General features: G+C 64.1%; 23 protein-coding genes. 9 read left to right on the top strand and 14 right to left on the bottom strand.

From position 1 onward, the window contains the following. Entirely contained in the window at positions 1–393 is a 393-nt protein-coding gene (sdhD, locus tag AC3YOG_RS15730; protein ID WP_172124495.1) for a succinate dehydrogenase, hydrophobic membrane anchor protein, read from the bottom strand. Then, complete coding sequence (gene sdhC, locus AC3YOG_RS15725; protein WP_489935925.1) at positions 393–782, bottom strand: succinate dehydrogenase, cytochrome b556 subunit; 390 nt, start codon at positions 780–782, stop codon at positions 393–395. Before sdhC ends, sdhD begins: the two co-directional genes overlap by 1 nt. 210 nt (positions 783–992) lie before the next feature. On the opposite strand from sdhC, the gene AC3YOG_RS15720 reads away from it, so the two are divergent. Continuing rightward, positions 993–1,562, top strand: a complete 570-nt coding sequence (locus AC3YOG_RS15720; RefSeq protein ID WP_489935740.1) for an NUDIX domain-containing protein — start codon at positions 993–995, stop codon at positions 1,560–1,562. Here AC3YOG_RS15720 and AC3YOG_RS15715 read toward each other — a convergent pair. Continuing rightward, complete coding sequence (locus AC3YOG_RS15715; protein WP_127754200.1) at positions 1,559–1,765, bottom strand: DUF1737 domain-containing protein; 207 nt, start codon at positions 1,763–1,765, stop codon at positions 1,559–1,561. The two genes, AC3YOG_RS15720 and AC3YOG_RS15715, sit on opposite strands and share 4 nt — an antisense overlap. Before the next feature lie 72 nt (positions 1,766–1,837). On the opposite strand from AC3YOG_RS15715, the gene AC3YOG_RS15710 reads away from it, so the two are divergent. Further along, the gene (locus tag AC3YOG_RS15710; RefSeq protein ID WP_127754199.1) at positions 1,838–2,479 is read left to right on the top strand and encodes a carbonic anhydrase; all 642 of its coding nucleotides are present in this window, start codon (positions 1,838–1,840) and stop codon (positions 2,477–2,479) included. Here AC3YOG_RS15710 and AC3YOG_RS15705 read toward each other — a convergent pair. After that, on the bottom strand, positions 2,460–3,353 hold the full coding sequence (locus AC3YOG_RS15705; RefSeq protein WP_489935739.1) for an EamA family transporter: 894 nt from the start codon (positions 3,351–3,353) through the stop codon (positions 2,460–2,462). The genes AC3YOG_RS15710 and AC3YOG_RS15705 overlap by 20 nt on opposite strands. Positions 3,354–3,444: 91 nt before the next feature. After that, a complete protein-coding gene (locus tag AC3YOG_RS15700) occupies positions 3,445–4,488 on the bottom strand; it encodes an aspartate-semialdehyde dehydrogenase (protein ID WP_127754197.1) in 1,044 nt (347 codons plus the stop codon). A 422-nt stretch (positions 4,489–4,910) separates the two neighbouring features. On the opposite strand from AC3YOG_RS15700, the gene AC3YOG_RS15695 reads away from it, so the two are divergent. Beyond that, positions 4,911–6,101, top strand: coding sequence for a BaiN/RdsA family NAD(P)/FAD-dependent oxidoreductase (locus AC3YOG_RS15695; RefSeq protein WP_489935738.1), 1,191 nt, complete (start codon positions 4,911–4,913; stop codon positions 6,099–6,101). A gap of 2 nt (positions 6,102–6,103) precedes the next feature. Here AC3YOG_RS15695 and AC3YOG_RS15690 read toward each other — a convergent pair whose 3' ends face one another. Both AC3YOG_RS15690 and AC3YOG_RS15685 read right to left on the bottom strand, forming a co-directional pair. Next, on the bottom strand, positions 6,104–6,640 hold the full coding sequence (locus tag AC3YOG_RS15690) for a hypothetical protein (protein ID WP_489935737.1): 537 nt from the start codon (positions 6,638–6,640) through the stop codon (positions 6,104–6,106). A gap of 83 nt (positions 6,641–6,723) precedes the next feature. Continuing rightward, the gene (locus tag AC3YOG_RS15685) at positions 6,724–7,329 is read right to left on the bottom strand and encodes an acyloxyacyl hydrolase (protein WP_489935736.1); all 606 of its coding nucleotides are present in this window, start codon (positions 7,327–7,329) and stop codon (positions 6,724–6,726) included. Positions 7,330–7,525: 196 nt separating this feature from the next. On the opposite strand from AC3YOG_RS15685, the gene AC3YOG_RS15680 reads away from it, so the two are divergent. Further along, complete coding sequence (locus tag AC3YOG_RS15680) at positions 7,526–8,536, top strand: LLM class flavin-dependent oxidoreductase (RefSeq protein WP_489935735.1); 1,011 nt, start codon at positions 7,526–7,528, stop codon at positions 8,534–8,536. Positions 8,537–8,539: 3 nt separating this feature from the next. Here AC3YOG_RS15680 and AC3YOG_RS15675 read toward each other — a convergent pair whose 3' ends face one another. The 4 genes from AC3YOG_RS15675 to AC3YOG_RS15660 all read right to left on the bottom strand — a co-directional run bounded on the left by AC3YOG_RS15675 (position 8,540) and on the right by AC3YOG_RS15660 (position 11,512). Further along, entirely contained in the window at positions 8,540–8,836 is a 297-nt protein-coding gene (locus AC3YOG_RS15675) for a hypothetical protein (RefSeq protein ID WP_127754192.1), read from the bottom strand. Between the two features lie 30 nt (positions 8,837–8,866). Beyond that, positions 8,867–9,745: an ATP-dependent Clp protease proteolytic subunit gene (locus AC3YOG_RS15670; protein ID WP_172124473.1), complete on the bottom strand. Its 879-nt coding sequence runs from the start codon at positions 9,743–9,745 to the stop codon at positions 8,867–8,869. Continuing rightward, a complete protein-coding gene (locus AC3YOG_RS15665) occupies positions 9,742–11,115 on the bottom strand; it encodes a hypothetical protein (RefSeq protein ID WP_127754190.1) in 1,374 nt (457 codons plus the stop codon). The genes AC3YOG_RS15670 and AC3YOG_RS15665 overlap by 4 nt, the downstream gene beginning before the upstream one ends. Before the next feature lie 109 nt (positions 11,116–11,224). Continuing rightward, positions 11,225–11,512 (bottom strand): hypothetical protein, encoded by a 288-nt coding sequence (locus AC3YOG_RS15660; protein WP_127754189.1) that lies wholly within the window; start codon positions 11,510–11,512, stop codon positions 11,225–11,227. A 131-nt stretch (positions 11,513–11,643) separates the two neighbouring features. On the opposite strand from AC3YOG_RS15660, the gene AC3YOG_RS15655 reads away from it, so the two are divergent. From AC3YOG_RS15655 to AC3YOG_RS15635, 5 genes are all read left to right on the top strand, one after another. After that, positions 11,644–11,949 carry a DUF6894 family protein gene (locus AC3YOG_RS15655; protein WP_127754188.1) on the top strand — a complete coding sequence of 102 codons (306 nt, stop codon included), beginning with the start codon at positions 11,644–11,646 and terminating at the stop codon, positions 11,947–11,949. Positions 11,950–11,994: 45 nt separating this feature from the next. Then, positions 11,995–12,513 (top strand): metallophosphoesterase family protein, encoded by a 519-nt coding sequence (locus tag AC3YOG_RS15650; protein WP_127754187.1) that lies wholly within the window; start codon positions 11,995–11,997, stop codon positions 12,511–12,513. Positions 12,514–12,590: 77 nt separating this feature from the next. Then, the gene (locus AC3YOG_RS15645) at positions 12,591–12,779 is read left to right on the top strand and encodes a hypothetical protein (protein ID WP_127754186.1); all 189 of its coding nucleotides are present in this window, start codon (positions 12,591–12,593) and stop codon (positions 12,777–12,779) included. Between the two features lie 5 nt (positions 12,780–12,784). Continuing rightward, positions 12,785–12,988, top strand: coding sequence for a hypothetical protein (locus tag AC3YOG_RS15640; protein ID WP_127754185.1), 204 nt, complete (start codon positions 12,785–12,787; stop codon positions 12,986–12,988). A gap of 45 nt (positions 12,989–13,033) precedes the next feature. After that, positions 13,034–13,381 carry a DUF2934 domain-containing protein gene (locus tag AC3YOG_RS15635; RefSeq protein WP_127754184.1) on the top strand — a complete coding sequence of 116 codons (348 nt, stop codon included), beginning with the start codon at positions 13,034–13,036 and terminating at the stop codon, positions 13,379–13,381. A 66-nt stretch (positions 13,382–13,447) separates the two neighbouring features. Here AC3YOG_RS15635 and AC3YOG_RS15630 read toward each other — a convergent pair whose 3' ends face one another. From AC3YOG_RS15630 to AC3YOG_RS15620, 3 genes are all read right to left on the bottom strand, one after another. Then, entirely contained in the window at positions 13,448–14,734 is a 1,287-nt protein-coding gene (locus AC3YOG_RS15630; protein ID WP_489935734.1) for an RNA polymerase sigma factor, read from the bottom strand. Continuing rightward, a complete protein-coding gene (locus AC3YOG_RS15625; protein ID WP_127754182.1) occupies positions 14,731–15,108 on the bottom strand; it encodes a YciI family protein in 378 nt (125 codons plus the stop codon). Before AC3YOG_RS15625 ends, AC3YOG_RS15630 begins: the two co-directional genes overlap by 4 nt. 73 nt (positions 15,109–15,181) lie before the next feature. After that, positions 15,182–16,048 (bottom strand): EamA family transporter, encoded by an 867-nt coding sequence (locus AC3YOG_RS15620; protein ID WP_489935733.1) that lies wholly within the window; start codon positions 16,046–16,048, stop codon positions 15,182–15,184. Positions 16,049–16,098: the final 50 nt, after the last annotated feature.

Below are 16,098 nucleotides of genomic sequence, written 5' to 3'. Positions count from 1 at the left end.
CTAACCCCAGAATACAAGCTTGAGAATGGAGAAGACGCCGATCACGGCAATCGCCAGCGTCCACATGGTGTTGAGCATCATGTAAAGGCTATAGGTGCGGCCGGCGAAATAGTCTTCGAGGATGTCGCGCATGCCATTGTGCATGTGCAGCGTCACGATGACGAGCAGCACGGCAAAGGGCAGGCCAATCCAGGCATTGCCGATCACCTCGACCATCTCGGCGCGATCCTGGCCGGCCAGGCGCACCACGATGAAGATCAAAAAGCCCAGGAACACGATATTGCTGACGCCTGAGAGGCGCTGCAGGATGAAGTGGCTCGTCGAGGAGCGCGCATCCCCATATTTGCTTTTGGGATTGGCGATAGTGGCCTTGGAAATGATCTGTTCGCGCATCAGCGGCCAACCCACACGAAAATGGTCCAGACAACGAGGGTGAGGACAACCGAGGCCACGAGATTGGCCCAGCTCAGCGCCTCGCGCTGGCCGGCCTCATGGCCATAGATCAGGTCCCACACATAATGGCGCAAACCGCCCAGCATGTGGTGGATCAACGACCAGGTATAGCCAAACAGCACCAACTGCCCGACCCACGAGCCATAAATGGCGTTGACGACATTGAGGGGCTCTTCGCCCCAAGCGGCGGCCGCCAGCCACAGCACCAGCAGGGAAGAGCCCGCATAATTGGCAATGCCGGTCGCACGATGAACGATCGACATCGTCATCGTGATGGTCCAGCGATAGATTTGCAGATGGGGGGAGATCGGACGGGGTCTAACCGGCAATGCAGCCTCGCTGGCGCGGCAGAGCCGCTGCAGTTTGGAATAGTTCAAGACTTCTAGCGTCGAGCTGTCGCAAGGTCAAAGCCCGAAAACGTCTTGCGGGGATAAACTTTCGCCGCAATTGACCAATGTTGCCCCCTCCGTCAATCCCGGCCGGTTTGCGGTGCCCAGGGCCATGGGCTAGAACGCCGGGACAGAATCAAAGGGGCCGGCGTGAGCAAGCGGATCAAGGACGTTACTGTTGAAACCCTGGCCAATAACTGGGGCACGCTCACCAAGGCCAGTTTCGAGTATCAGCGCAGCGATGGTTCCTGGCAGCATCAGGTGCGCGAATGTTATGACCATGGTCACGGCGCGGCCATTCTCCTGTTCGAACCGGATGCGCGGACGGTCATCCTCATCCGCCAGTTCCGCTATCCCGTGTTTGCCGCCGGCGATCCGGCCTTCCTCGTGGAGGTTTGTGCCGGGCTCGTCGACAACGATCCGCCCCGAACCGCGGTGATGCGCGAGGCGCTGGAAGAAACGGGCTACCAGCCCTTCGGGGTCGAGCATATGTTCGACGCCTATATGAGCCCGGGCTCGGTGCAGGAAAAAGTCAGCTGCTATCTCGGGCTTTACCACGCCGGCTCGGCCGCCGCGGGCGGGGGGCTCGCCGATGAGGGCGAGGATATCGAAGTGCTCGAGCTGCCGCTCGCGGAAGCGCTCGCCATGATCGATCGGGGCGAGATCATCGATGGCAAGACCATCATGATGCTGCAATGGCTGGCGCTTAAGCGGCGCTAGTAGTCCACCAGCTTCTTGTCGGGATCATAGGGCTGGTCCGGGGCGACCCTAGTCACCGCCTGCCCGCAGCGCATCTTTTTGGAGAAAGCGTCATAGGCGTAGGTGGGCGAGCCATGCAGGCTCCAGCCTTCCGAAAGCGCCTTGGTGACCTTGTGACAAAAACTCGCGTCGTCCTCACCCGACAAAAACCGGTAGATAATCATGCATGCCACCGATGCGCTGGCGCTGTTGCGCTGGAGTTGATCTCTTTGGCTCTTACAGCTAATTGAGTGCCCATGCACCGCTTTCCTGAACACCTTTTGAAGGGTCACGCCAATTTTATGGCGGGGCGCTATTCCCGGGAGCGCGATCGGATTCGCGACCTTGCCGCTTTTGGGCAAAATCCCACCACCATGATCATCGCCTGCTGCGACAGCCGCGCTGCGCCCGAGATGATCTTTGACGCGGGGCCGGGCGAATTGTTCGTCCTGCGCAATGTCGCCAATCTCGTCCCCACCTACCAGCCCGATGGCGGCCAGCACGGCACATCGGCGGGCATCGAGTTTGCCGTCAAGGCGCTTGGGATCAGCAATATCGTCATTATGGGCCATGGCCGCTGCGGGGGCATTCGCGCCGCGCTCGATCCCACGGCCGAGCCGCTCGATCATGGCGACTTCATCGGCAAGTGGATCGGCATGCTGGGCGAGTTGCCTAACCAGCTGGGCGCCAACAAGCTCCTGACCTCGGCCGAGCGGCAAACGGCGCTGGAGCGGATTTCCATCCGCAACTCCATCAATAATCTGCGCACCTTCCCCTATGTGGCCGAGCTCGAAAGCGCGGGCAAGCTGGCGGTACATGGCGCCTGGTTCGATATTTCAACCGGCGAGCTCTGGGTGATGGACAGCGAAACCGGCGACTTTATCCGCCCGGAGCTCTGATCGCGGCGCAAGCCGCCGGTTCGCGCCGGCGGATCACCGCCAAGCCAAGGCCGACGAGGATCAGCGCGCCCCCGGCGATCTCCACCGGCCCGATAGTTTCCCCAAGAAACACGACGCCCGAGGCGATTCCCGCCACGGGCACGAGCAGGGTGAAGGGCGCCACGCTCGCGGTGGGATAGCGCTTGAGCAGATTGCTCCACACCGCAAAACCGAACAGCGTATTGGGATAGGCGAGGAACGCCACCATCGCCGCGACCTGCCAGGTGGGGTGCGTCAGTGCATGGGCGACCACGCCCGGGCCATCAAGCGCCACCGACAACAAGAGCAGGGGCAGGGGCGCCACCAGGTTCCCCCAGACGGTGAAGCTCAGCATATCGATATTGCCGGCTTTCTTGGACACGATATTGGCGACGCCCCAGGCCATGGCCGCCGCAATGATGAGGGCGAAGGGCAAAAAGCCGACCCCTTCGAGCCCAACGCTGCCGATCAGGGCAATGCCGCCAAAGGCCACCGCCACGCCCAGCAATTGCTGCGGCCGTGGGCGCTCGCGCAACACCACAAAGCCCAAAAGGATGGTGAACATCGCCTGCACCTGGAGCACGAGCGACGCCAGGCTCGCGGGCATGCCGAGGTAAATGGAGAGATTGAGCAGTGCATACAGCGCCACGCCCATGAACAGTCCATAGGCGATCACGAGGCGCCAGGGTGCATCGGGCCGGCGCACGAAGAACACGGCCGGCACGGCAGCAAAGAAAAACCGCAGCGCCGCGACCAGCACCGGCGGCAGTTCGGCAACGCTGAGCTTGATGACGGTGAAGTTGACGCCCCAGACGGTCACAACCAGAAGGGCGAGCAAAATATCGCGCGGAGACATGGAGGACCCTGCAGGCTGCGGGCTTGGCGGATCCCCGTCGGCCGCGTGAACAATGCCGGCCCCGCCTAGGGGCCGGCGAAAAGTCTTGAGGCTAGGCGGCCTTCTTGGCCATCAGGCCGCGCTCGATCAGGGTTTCGGCGATCTGGATGGTGTTGAGCGCCGCGCCCTTGCGCAGATTGTCGGACACAACCCACATGGCGAGGCCATTTTCCACCGTATCGTCTTCGCGGATGCGGGACACGAAGGTGTCGTATTCGCCCACGCATTCCACCGGCGTGGCATAGCCGCCGGGCTCACGCTTATCGAGCACCGAAATGCCCGGCGCTTCGCGCAGGATGTCGCGCGCTTCATCGGCGGTGATGGGGTTTTCGAACTCGATATTGACCGCTTCCGAATGGCCAACAAACACCGGCACGCGCACGGCCGTGCAGGTTACGCGGATCTTTGGATCGAGGATCTTCTTGGTTTCGGCCAGCACCTTCCATTCTTCCTTGGTGTAGCCGTCTTCCATGAACACATCGATCTGGGGAATGACGTTGAAGGCGATCTGCTTGGGGAACTTGTTGCCCTGGCCGGGGCTGTCATTGACGAAAATGCCCTTGGTTTGGTTCCAGAGCTCGTCAACGCCTTCCTTGCCCGCGCCCGAGACTGACTGGTAGGTCGACACGACGATGCGCTTGATCTTGGCAAAGTCGTGCAGGGGCTTGAGCGCCACGACCAATTGGGCGGTCGAGCAATTGGGATTGGCGATGATGTTGGTGCGGCGCGGATTGGCCATGAAGGCGTCCAGCACATGGGCGTTCACTTCGGGCACCACCAGCGGCACGTCGCTGTTGTAGCGCCAGTAGCTGGAATTATCGATGACGATGCAGCCCTTGGCCGCAATGCGCTGCGCCCATTCCTTGGAAATGGCGCCGCCGGCCGACATGATGGCAAAATCCACGCCGGTGAAGTCGAAATCGTCAAGGTTCTTGGCCTTGAGGATCTTGTCGCCAAAGCTCAGCTCGCGCCCGATGGAGCGCGATGAGGCCAAGGCGATCACCTCGTCGGCCGGAAACTTGCGCTCGGCAAGGATGGCAAGAACTTCGCGGCCCACATTGCCCGTGGCCCCTACAACTGCGACGCGATAACCCATGAATGGAACTCCAGTCCCTGTACCAATTTTCCGCCCCCGCACGATCCCGGTGGGACCATGGTCATCCGGTTTCGGCCTCTCCCCGGCGGGAGCGCGACCCGGGGAAAAGCTTCAGGCGGTTTTGGTGGTTTTAGTCATAAGCGCAGCAACGCCGCCGGCGAACAGCCGGGCGGTGGATGAGGTCACTGATGTGCTGATGCTGCGCATGGTTTGACTGCTTGAATGGAAAGCAGGCGAAGTCATACTCCCAAATAGGATTTAGTCAACGGCTGCTGTGCGGCTTTCCTTTGCTGCGCTTCCCCGCTGCTAGGGCGGGGCCAGACGCCTGCGGCCCGTTGCCCATTGCCACTGCGTCGCCCCTCTCAAGCCTTGCGCCCGCTTGGGCTATCGCGGTAACTGCGCCCAACCAAAAAGGACAAAGCATGATCCACTACGACGTCGTGGTGCTGGGCGCCGGCGCTGCCGGCATGATGGCGGCCATTGAAGCGGGCAAGCGCGGTCGCACCGTGCTGGTGGTGGATCATGCCAAATATGCTGGCGAAAAGATCCGCATCTCGGGCGGGGGGCGCTGCAACTTCACCAATATCCACGCGACGACCGACAAGGGCCGGGATCGCTTTTTGAGCAACAATCCCCGCTTCGCCCTCTCGGCGCTGAGCCGCTATACGCCCGAAATGTTCATTGCCATGGTCCAGGGCTATGGCATCACTTATCACGAGAAAACTCTCGGCCAGCTGTTCTGCGACGGTCCTGCCACCCAGATCAACAGCATGCTCCTGAGCGAAATGCGGCAGGCCGGCGTGACCTTAGTGCTGGAAACGGCGATCGAAGCGGTGAGCAAAGAGGACAATGGCTTTGCCCTGCAGCTCTCGACCAGCTCGGTCACCTGCGACAGCCTCATCGTCGCCACCGGCGGTAAGTCCATTCCCAAGATGGGCGCCACCGGCTTTGGCTATCAGCTCGCGGGCCAGTTCGGCCTGCGCGTTACCGACACCCGCCCTGCGCTGGTGCCGCTGACCTTTGAAACCGGCGCGCTTGAGCGCCTTAAGGAGCTTGCCGGTATCGCCACGGACGCCGTAGTGCGCCACGGCAAAACCCGGTTCGCCGAAGCGCTGCTGTTCACCCATCGCGGCCTTTCCGGCCCGGCGATCCTGCAGATTTCGAGCTATTGGCGCGAGGGCGATCCGATCGGGGTGGATCTGATGCCCGGGCGCAATCCGGGGGAACTGTTGCGCCAGGCGCGGCAAACCACGCCCAAGCTGCAGATACAGACCGTCTTGGGCAATTTCCTGCCCAAAAAGCTCGCCCAGCTCCTCGGTGATGAGCTCAACCTGCCCGGGATCGTCGGCGACTTTTCCGACAAGAAGCTCGACCAGGCCGCCGCTATCCTCTCGGACTGGACGCTCAAGCCCGTCGGCACGGAAGGCTATCGCACCGCCGAAGTGACGCTGGGCGGCATCGACACCCGCGATCTCGACGCCAAGACCATGGCTGCGCGTGATGTGCCCGGCCTTTATTTCGTGGGCGAAGTGGTTGATGTCACCGGCTGGCTCGGGGGCTATAACTTCCAATGGGCCTGGGCCTCGGGCTGGGCCGCCGGGCAGGTCGCCTGAGCCTAGAAGCGCAGTGCCGCGCGCACGCCCAGATTGGTGACGCCCTCGTCGGGGCCGCCACAAGCGCCGCCATCGGTCAGGTGCTCGGCCGTCAGCATTACCGCCGCACCGGGCAGCACATTGACCCCGACGCTGGCGGAGGCGCGCAGCAGCGCGGTGCAGCCCCAGCGCTGGGGCGCGTCATCGTCGAGCCACTCGCCATTGTGCAACGCGGCCCCCAGGCTGGCTTCGCCCCAGACCGGCAGCACCGGCACATGTACCGTCCAGCTGGCGCCGGCATAAACGAGGCTTTCATGCCCCGCCGTATTGAGCGTGGCCCCGATATGCGGCCGGATTTCGCCCAGAAGCCCCAGCTGACCCCAATCGGGTGCAAACAGCAGCTCCACATTGGCATCCTCGATGCGTCCGCCATCTAAAAGGTTAGCCCCAGCATCGCGCGCAAAAACACCGGCGCGGATTTCGGGCAGCAGATCCACCTGCGCCCAGGCGGGTGCAGTGGTGGCCAGCAGGGCAAGGACGGGAAGGCAGAAACGGAGCATGGCGGGCCTACGCAAAACAAAAAGGCCGGGGATCGCCGGCCTTTCCATCATTGCTTTACTATGCCTAAGCGCAGCTTAACCGACTAGAACTTCCAGCCGAATTTGAGCGAGAGGTTGGAGATGCCTGCATTATAGTCGCACAGCTCGGCATTGGAGGAGTGCTCATAGGCCAGGGTGGCGGTGGCGTTTTCCGTCAGGTCGACGCCGACGCCGATGCGCTCATAGAAATTGACCCGGCAACCGAACTTGCGCCGGCCCTCCGGCGCCTCATCGCCCAGATAACCATTGTGGATCGCCGCGCCAAAGGTGCCTTCCACGAACACCGGGCTATCAAAGAGATGGGCCTGCCAGGTCAGGCCCGCATGCACCAGGCTGTCCTCGCCCTCGAGGTTGATGGTGGCGCCCACTTCAGGGCGCGGTGCGCCGATCCAGCGGAAGGCATCGAGATCGGGCGAAGTGAAGAGCACGTCAAAGGTCACGTCCTCGAGCCGGCTATAATCCCAATCGCCAAAATCCTGCGGGATCAGCGTGTAATAAACGCCGTGGAACGCCAGACCCACCCGCACTTCATCGACAATGTCCAGCACGCCGGCCGAGGGCAGGGCGGCGACATCGGTCTGCGCCACCGCGGGAGCGGCGGTGCCGAGCAGCAAAGCCGCCACGAGGCAAGCTGGAATGGATTTGGTCATGGCCGCACTCGGAAGGTATTGATCGGCGCCAGTAACCGGCAAGAGCCTCACCGAGTCAACCACTGCCGCCCGATTACCCCCGCTCTGTGCTGCCCGCGCCACGCCTCGGCAGCCCCTCACGCCGCCACGCTGTCTCGCTTTCATCGTAATTTACCGATATGGGGACGCAAAGACTAGCTGCGAAAGCCCAAAGCCCATGACCGCCCCCTTCGCCCTTTCCATCCAGGATCTCGCGCCCATCGCTGATGGCACCAGCACGCCGCAGGCCATGGCTGAGACCATCAAGCTGGCGCAGCTGGGCGACCAGCTGGGTTACACCAGGCTTTGGTATGCCGAGCATCATGGCATGCCCTCGATCGCGTCCTCCGTGCCCGAAATCCTGATTGGGAGCGCTGCCGCTCACACCAAATCCATCCGCGTGGGGTCGGGCGGGGTGATGCTGCTCAATCACGCGCCGCTGCGGATCGTCGAGGCCTATCGCACGCTTGAAGCCCTGCATCCCGGCCGCATCGATCTGGGCCTGGGCCGCGCCCCGGGCGGCGATGGCTATGCCATGCGCGCCCTGCGCACCGGCGGCGGCGAAGAGTTCGCGCAATATTTAAGCGAAATGCTGGCCTTCGAGGAAGAAGGCTTTCCGCCCGAGCATCCCTTCTCCCACGTCGCGGTCGCGCCCGGCGGCATCAGCCTGCCGCCCCTTTGGCTCCTGGGCTCATCGGGCTCGAGCGCCACGGCGGCCGGTCAGCTGGGGATCGGCTATGCCTTTGCCGCTCATTTCAGCCAAACGCCAGCCGCGCCTGCCTTTGCCGCTTATCGCGAAGCTTTCACCCCGACTGCAGCGTTTCCCGCGCCGCGCACGCTGCTATGCCTGTCGGTGATCTGCGCCCCAACCGACGAGGAAGCGCGGTTCCTGTCGAGCTCGCAGGAGGTGAACTGGGCCTTGTTCCATTCGGGCGAACAGCGCCGCTTGTTTGCCCCCGAACAGGCGATCGCCCATCCGCTCACCGCCCAGCAGCGCGCGGTGATCGAGCATCAGTCGAGCCTTTGGATCGTGGGGTCGCCCGAAACGGTCAAGGCCGCCATCAGCCAGAAAGCCGAGGCGGCCGGGGCCGATGAGGTGATGATCACCACGACCATGCATTCCTACGAACTGCGTCGGCGCTCCTATAGCCTGATCGCCGACGCTCTTGGGCTTGAACCGCGCTCCTAGGGCTCAGTTCTGCGCGTTGCGATCCACCAGCTCGAACGCGCCGGCAGCCGGGTCGATGCGCAGCGCCAGGCGCTGGCGATCGAGCTCGGCCAGCCACGCCGCCCAGGAACAGGGGCTGACCCCGTCATCAAGGGCCGCCGGGTCGCGTTTGTCGCTCACCGGGCTGCCAAAGCTCAGGCGCAGCTGCGCCCGTTGCTGGCCATCCGGATTGCGTATCCGGGCGATCGCCGGCCGCCCGCGACGCCCCGTCACCCAGACCTGGATGTCGCGATGACGTGTCAATGTTTGGTTTGTAGACATGCTCGCCTCCCCTTGTTGCCGGTTCCCGGCTTATCTGGCACGTAACGGCTCCGTTTCTCCTCCGGTTCCATCGGCCAAATCTTCGTTATCGAGCCGAGTAGCCAACCTCAGGGCCAGCATCTCCTCGGGCGTGAAATAGTATAAAAGCTGCGGTGGCGTTTCGAGCGCATGCAGCCACAGCGCGGGATCAACCCCGGTTTGTTCCAGATGCCGGGTGATCTGGGCGGTGGTGGTTTGCGCGTCGCTCATCGCGGTGCCGGCGACCCGAAGCGCGTCCTGGGCATTGCCGCCCAGCGCCGCTGCATAGATCTGGTGCACGCCTATAGCCGCTTCGGGGCTGGCGATCCGCTCGGCGCCCGAGGCGAATATGATGGGGCAGGAGGAGGCGCAAAGCGAGCCCGCGGCGACCTTGGTGGCAAGGCCCCTTTGGTGGATCAGACTGCCAATCGCCAGTGCATCCACGACCGATCCTCCAGGGGAGTCGAGAACCACAGTTTGCACATATTCGCCCCGCTCGGCAATCTCGGCGGCAAACCGCTCCGCCGAGCCGACATCGAGCGTTCCCGTCAGGCTCAACTCGCCCCCGGGCCGCAGCGCGATGACGAGGGCCCCTTCCAGCACTTCGGGGCTGGTGGTGATCGCCGGGCGGGTGCCGGCGCCCGGCGATGCCTCGGGGTTTGTGGCGGGGGCGGGCGGCAGGATGGGCTGCGTCGGCACGGGCAGGGGCGCGGCCTGGTTTTGCGTCAATTCGCGAAAGTCGACGAACAGCACCGAAACCGTGCCCAGCAGCAGCGCCCAGAACGCGGTGCGCATCACTGCGCCATCGTCCACCGCCGCGGCCCGCTGGACCAGGCGCCGGCCCCAGGAGGCGCGCTGCGGCTCTTCGGACGCTTCGACGCTCGTGCTCATACGCGCGCGGGGCCGTCGCCCCGCTTGCGCTGGGCGCTGTCGATTGGCGTCACTGTCGCATCCGCCCCGTCGGCTGGATCGGTGTGGCTGGCCGCAGCGGGCGCCAATGGCTCCATCGGTGCTTCGGGCACAGTCTCGGGCTCGGTCCGCTCCGCCGGTGGTGCCTGAGGAACAACCACGCCCGCCGCTTCCATCTGGCGATACAGCGCCATGGCGCGCAGCATTTCGGCGGCAGTGATGTTTTCCGCTTCTTCGAGAGATTCAGATTCCCGCCGCATGGCGTCGTTGACGATCATCAGCACCAACACCAGCACCACCGGCAACAGATCGATGGAGATGGCGCCCGCCCAGGAAGGAATGAAGTCCTGCCAATAGCGCAGCACCGCTTCGGCGCTGGACAGGGGCACAAAGCGGCGTTGCTCAACGGCCGGTGTCGCCAGAATCTCGTCGGCCGCGGTGGTCAGCGCCGCCGATTGGGTCGCCACCGAAGTGCGCACCGTTTCCATCACCTGGTTCTGCCGATTGGCCAGGTCGCCAATCTGCCCATCGGCGACCGGAGCAATAAAGCCGGCGGAAAGATCGGCCGAAGCGCGCTTGACCGAAGCGGCGACGCCGGTCTGCTGCAGCGCCGCGATCACGGCGGTCAGTTGCACGGCCTCGGCCTGGAAACCATCCAGTCGCGGCTCGATGCTGCCCGGCGTTGATACCAGCTCGCGCATGGTGGCGAGGCGCGCCGAGCCTTGTTCGAACTGCAGGGCGACTTCATCGCGCGAACTGGTGATGGTGGCCGCCAACTGGTTCATCTGCGTGCCCATCTGGGTGAGCAATTGCACGACGCTGCCCGAGCCGGTGGTGCCGGTCAGGGCGCCTGACTCCCGCTCGTCCGCGGCCAGCCCGGAAAAGCGTTCCGCGGCGCGCTGCACATCGGGCAGCAGCGACTGGGCGGCCAGCGCATTGGCATGGGCCTGGTCGAGGTCCTCGGCATAGCCTTGGAGCGTCACCGCCATATGCTGCTCGGTGGCCGCCGAGCCCGCCAATGCCGCGGCATTAAGCCATGAACTCATGGCCATGATCATGAGGCACCCCACGGCCATGGTGGCGAACAGGCCCGCACGTTGCACGCCCGACGTCACCAGCGGCACGAAACGGAGCATAAAGCTCCAAAAGGCGTAAATGGCGACCGAGACGGCGGCCGAATAAATGATGGCAGCGAAAAACACGAATGTGGCCGAGCCATCCAGTAGCCCGCGCACCCCGAGATAGGTGTAAACGCCCGACGCCAGCGCCAAAACGGCCAGGGCAAAGCGGGTCATGGTTTCAACGCCCTTGACGGTTTCGTTGAGCCTATACGCGTTCGGCTTGAGCTGCATGAATCAGGACCCCGGGGCTCGACGGAGCCGCTGCGGACATAATCAATAGCCCTAACCCGGCAAGATCAGGGCGAATAGGTCAAGAATTCAGGCGAAACAGCGTCAGGGTTCAATGAACGCCTTCAGCTTGCAGCAATGCGCCCCATTCGGCTTTCCATAGGCTCGGATCATCAATGGCGATGACCACCCGGGCAAGCCCGCAATGGGCGCGAACTTCCTCGGCGCGTTCCAACGCCAGCGGCACCGGTCGAGGGAAGTCGGGGACGATGTAATCACTTGCATTGGGGCAATGGGCGCAGCCCACATCGCCAACCACCCGGCCCAGGGCATGCCAGATATTGACCACAACCGCGTCGGCGGGTGCCGCATGTGGTGGGCAGGTTTGAAAACGGGGCATGGGACCTCTCCGACCTTTGTTGCCATTGATACAAAGGCGCAGAACTGCAGCAGAGTTCCAGATTGTGATCGAAGCGGACGGAAACAATCGCGAGAGCTGAGCATTGCTTGGTGCGAGCAGGAATTAAGTGCATGCCCCGATTTTACTTTGACATGATGGCCAATGGTGATCTCAGCCTCGATCACACCGGCGTCGAGTTGCAGGACCTTCCGGCTGCGCGCGAGGAAGCCTTGCGCACGGCCATGGAGGTGGCCGCCGAACTCATTCCCGAGCAGGGGCCCTTGCGGCTGGTGTTCGCCGTGTCCAATGAAGCCTATCGCCTGATGTTGCGGGTGATCGTCGAGTTCGAGGCTGCGCCCGCCAATTTTCTTGGGGACCACATGCAATGGCGCGCCCTGCTCGCCGATGGTGGCGGCGCGCTTTCCCGACCCTATTAACGCGTGTTTGGCTCAAGGCTCGACGCGGCCAGGCGGGGAGGCGGGATGATTTTCTTTACTAGCGACAGCCATTTTGGCGATCCGCGCGTGTTGCGCATCGACCGGCGCCCCTTCAGCACGGTTGCCGAACATGACACGGCGCTGGTTGCCGCCTGGGCGCAGACGGTTTCCCCCGAGGATGAAGTCTGGCATCTCGGCGATTTTTCCCGCGGCGACAGCGCCACCGTTGCGGCCCTGCTAGCTGCGCTCCCCGGCCGCAAGCACCTGATCATTGGCAATAATGACGGGCCGGCCACCTTGGCCGCCGACGGCTGGGCCAGCGTGCAACATTATGCCGAACTGCATCTGGAGGGCCATATGCTGGTGCTTTGCCACTATCCGTTCCGCACCTGGAACGCGCAGGGCAAGAAGTCCATCAACCTGCATGGCCACTCCCATGGACGGCTAAGCCCGGTCACGCGTCAATACGACGTGGGCGTCGATCCGCAGGGCTGGGCGCCGGTGCCGCTGCAAACCGTGCTGGCCAGCCGCAAGGCGCGCCGGGCGGCCAAGCTTCCCGCTTAGCTCCCGTTATTGTCGGCACCAATTGGGGAACATGCTGGGGGCTTGCACGTTTTCCCCTACGCAAAAGGAGATCAACGATGAGCAAACATCTGCCTCCCGTGCCACCCGCCAATCGGAGCACCAAAGGCCCCGGCGGCGAGGCAACCCTGGATCCAAATACCAGCAACGCCGCCGCCAATGGCGCCGAACGCAACTATGATCAGCAGGGTCGCCAAGGCAACATCAAGCAGAACACGACCAATCAGGGTCTGCAGCACGATCGGTGAGCGCCATGTCTACATCTCAGAAAATCCCGGAAGCCAATCGCCACCATGGCGGTCCCGGCAGCAGCCACCAACGTGAGGACCTTCCCGACCCCACTGAGGGTCGCGGTCCAGCGCCAGGGGAGCCGACCAATGGGCGGCAGTCCGACGTTTCAGGCGGGGGCGGGGTGCGCGACAGCCATCATACCCACAACAACCGCGACAAGGGTTAGGCGCCGCTTACACCCCCTTTGACAACTGCCCGAGGAGGCAATCCGATGGACCAGGACGAGCATAAAGAAGGCAAGACCCGGGACCGCGCTTACCAGCTCTGGGAGCAGGAAGGCCGCCCCGAAGGGCGCCACGAGGATCACTGGCGCCAGGCCAGCGATGAGTTCTCCGCCCAGGGCGAGCAGGATGACGAGGGCGGCGGCGGGATCGAGGACATGGTTCCCAATCCCATCGGCGTTCCGCCTGCAGAGGCCTTGCCGCCTGGCAGTCAGCCCACCGGGATTGACGGACCGGTCGGCGGCACCATCGGCGAACAGCAAGCCGGTGCCCGGCAGTCAGGGGGCGCAGGCTCCTCGGCCGGTCAGGCCGGAGCCCGAGGGAATTCCGCCAAATAACAAACCGATGCCGGCGTCCGCGCCGGCATCTTTTTTGCGCCCTTGCAGCCGACGAAGCCTCGCTTGCTAGCTTGAACTGTGCTGGTTGAGCGGCGCCGGATCGTCACCACCATCTGACAGCGTTCCCAGCCGATCGAGGTGGCCGCGAATATGGGCCGCTTCCGCGGGGGATCCCGCCAGTGCAATCGCCCGGTTGAAGGCTTCGCGCGCTGCGGCGTGTTCGCCCAGCTGCAGCAGCAAGCCGCCCCGCACCCCATGGAAATGAAAATAGCCATCAAGGCGCTCGGCAAGGGGCTCCACCAGCGCCAGCGCCGCGGCGGGCCCACGCGCCTTGCTCACGGCGACGGCGCGATTGAGCGTCACCACCGGGGAGGGCTGGAGCACTTCGAGCAGGCCATATAGCTGCTCGATACTGGCCCAGTCGGTTTCAGCGGCGCTTTGGGCCACGGCGTGCCGGGCGGCGATGGCAGCCTGCACCTGATAGGCGCCGGGCTCCCCGTGCCGCAGCGCTTTTTGCACCAAGGCCAGCCCCTCGGCCGCCATCTGGCCGTTCCACAAGCTGCGATCCTGGTCTTCCAGCAGGACCAGATTGCCAGCGGCGTCGGCGCGCGCGGGGTTGCGCGCATGCTGCAGCAGCATCAGCGCCAGCAGGCCCATGATCTCGGGTTCAGTGGGGAAGAGGCGCAACAGCAAGCGTCCGAGCCGGATCGCCTCGTCGCAAAGCCGCGCCGCCGCTTCATCGGAGTGGCCGCGCGAATAGCCTTCATTGAAAATGAGGTAGATCATCAGCGCCACCGCCCCCAGCCGCTCGGCGCGGGCCACCGCATCGGGTGGGTCGAACGGCACGGCATTGGCGGCGACGCGCGCCTTGGCGCGGGTGATACGTTGCTCCATCGCCGCTTCCCCCACAAGGAAGGCGCGGGCGATCTGCCTGGTGGGCACGCCCGCCACGATGCGCAGCGCCAGCGCGATCTGCTGGGTGGCCGGCAGTTCGGGATGGCAGCAGATGAACAGCAGCCGCAGGATGTCGTCGCGATAATGCTCGTTGTCGAGCCGCTCGGCCATGTCGGCTTCGGCATCGTCGAGATCGGAGAGGATATCGTCGGCGGGCAGGGGCACATTGCGCCGGCTCTTGCGCACCTGGTCGATGCCGCTGTTGCGGCCCACGAAAACCAGCCACGCCACCGGCTCGCGCGGCGGGCCTTTTTCGGGCCAGGTCTTGATCGCGCGCAGGCTCGCCTCCTGAAAGGCTTCCTCGGCGCGATCAAGGTCGCGGAAATAGCGCAACAAGGCGCTCAGCGCCTGGGGGCGAGCTGCCGAAAGGGCTGCTGCGATCCAGGCGCTGTCGGTCATGGCTTGAGTCCACTGGGTTTGTAGATGGAAAGCGGCCGGATTTCATAGGAACCCTGCACCGGATTGGCTTTGGCGAGGTCCTTGGCAAAGGTGATCGCTTCATCGAGGGTTTCGCAATCGGCGACGTAAAAGCCCAGGAACTGTTCCTTGGTTTCGGCAAAGGGGCCGTCGATCACCAGCGGCTCGCCCGAGCCCGATTTGCGCAGCGTGGTCGCGGCGGTGGTGGGGAGCAGGCGCACCACTGGACCGAGCTTGCCCTTTTGATCCAGCCGGTCCTGCACCTGGGCCAGGCGGGCAAGGCAGGCATCGTCTTCTTCCTTGGTCCAGGAGCCGACGACATTTTCGTCACTATAGCACAACACGGCGTAGAGCATGGCGCGTCCCTTCTGATTGATGACGCGGGACTATGCCAAAAGCCGACAGCCCTTGCAGCCGATTTCGTCGGGTTCAGGCGAGCGGGGGCGGCCTGCGACGGGCTGTGGCGGTGCTGCCCAGCGACGCCAGCATCACCGCGCCAATGCCGGCCCATTGCCACGCGCTCAATTGCTCGCCCAGGAGCACCAGCCCCATCAGCGCGGCCAGCGCCGGCTGTGCGCTCATCAGGATGCCAAAAGTGCGCGCCGGCAGGTGGGGCAGCGCCAGCATGTCGAGCGAATAAGGAATGGCGCTGGACAGCAGCGCCATGGCCAGCGCCAGTGGCAGGATGGCCGGGTCAAACATGGCGGCGCCCGCACTCCACAGCCCAAAGGGCAGCACCAGCGCTGCCCCAAGCCCCACGCCCAGCGCCACCGTATGGGGCCCGCCACCGGTCCCCGCGCGCTGCCCGAAAACAATATAGCCCGCCCAGAACGCCCCGGCGGCCAGTGCCAGAACGACCCCCATTGGGTCCAGCGGCTCGGACAAGCCAAACAGCGGCAAAAGGAACAGCAGCCCCAGCACCGCCAGCGCCACCCAGCCAAAATCAATGCCGCGGCGCGAGCACGCCAGCGCGACGGCGAGGGGGCCGGTGAATTCCAGCGCCACCGCGACGCCAAGGGGAATGGTGGCGAGCGCGCTATAAAACAACAGGTTCATGGCGCCCATCGCCGCGCCATAAAAACCCACGGCGCGCCACTGCGCCCGGTCGAGCCGGAACCGCCAGGGGCGGAACAGGATCGCCAGCACCAGCGCCGAAAGCAGCAGGCGCAGCGCCGTGGTGCCGCTTGCCCCGATCAGGAGGAATAGCCCCTTGGCGAGCGAAGCGCCGATCTGCGTGGCCACCATGCCCAGCGTCACCAGCGAAACAGATACAAATGGATTGGCGGGCCGCAACAACAAGGCTTCCAGTGGAGGCCAGACTCGTAGCAGTTTTGGGGTGCCCGCGC

This window comes from Devosia sp. Z6_126, from assembly GCF_058133495.1.
Note: the sequence above shows the minus strand (reverse complement) of the source record. Positions and strands in the feature narration are given on the sequence as shown.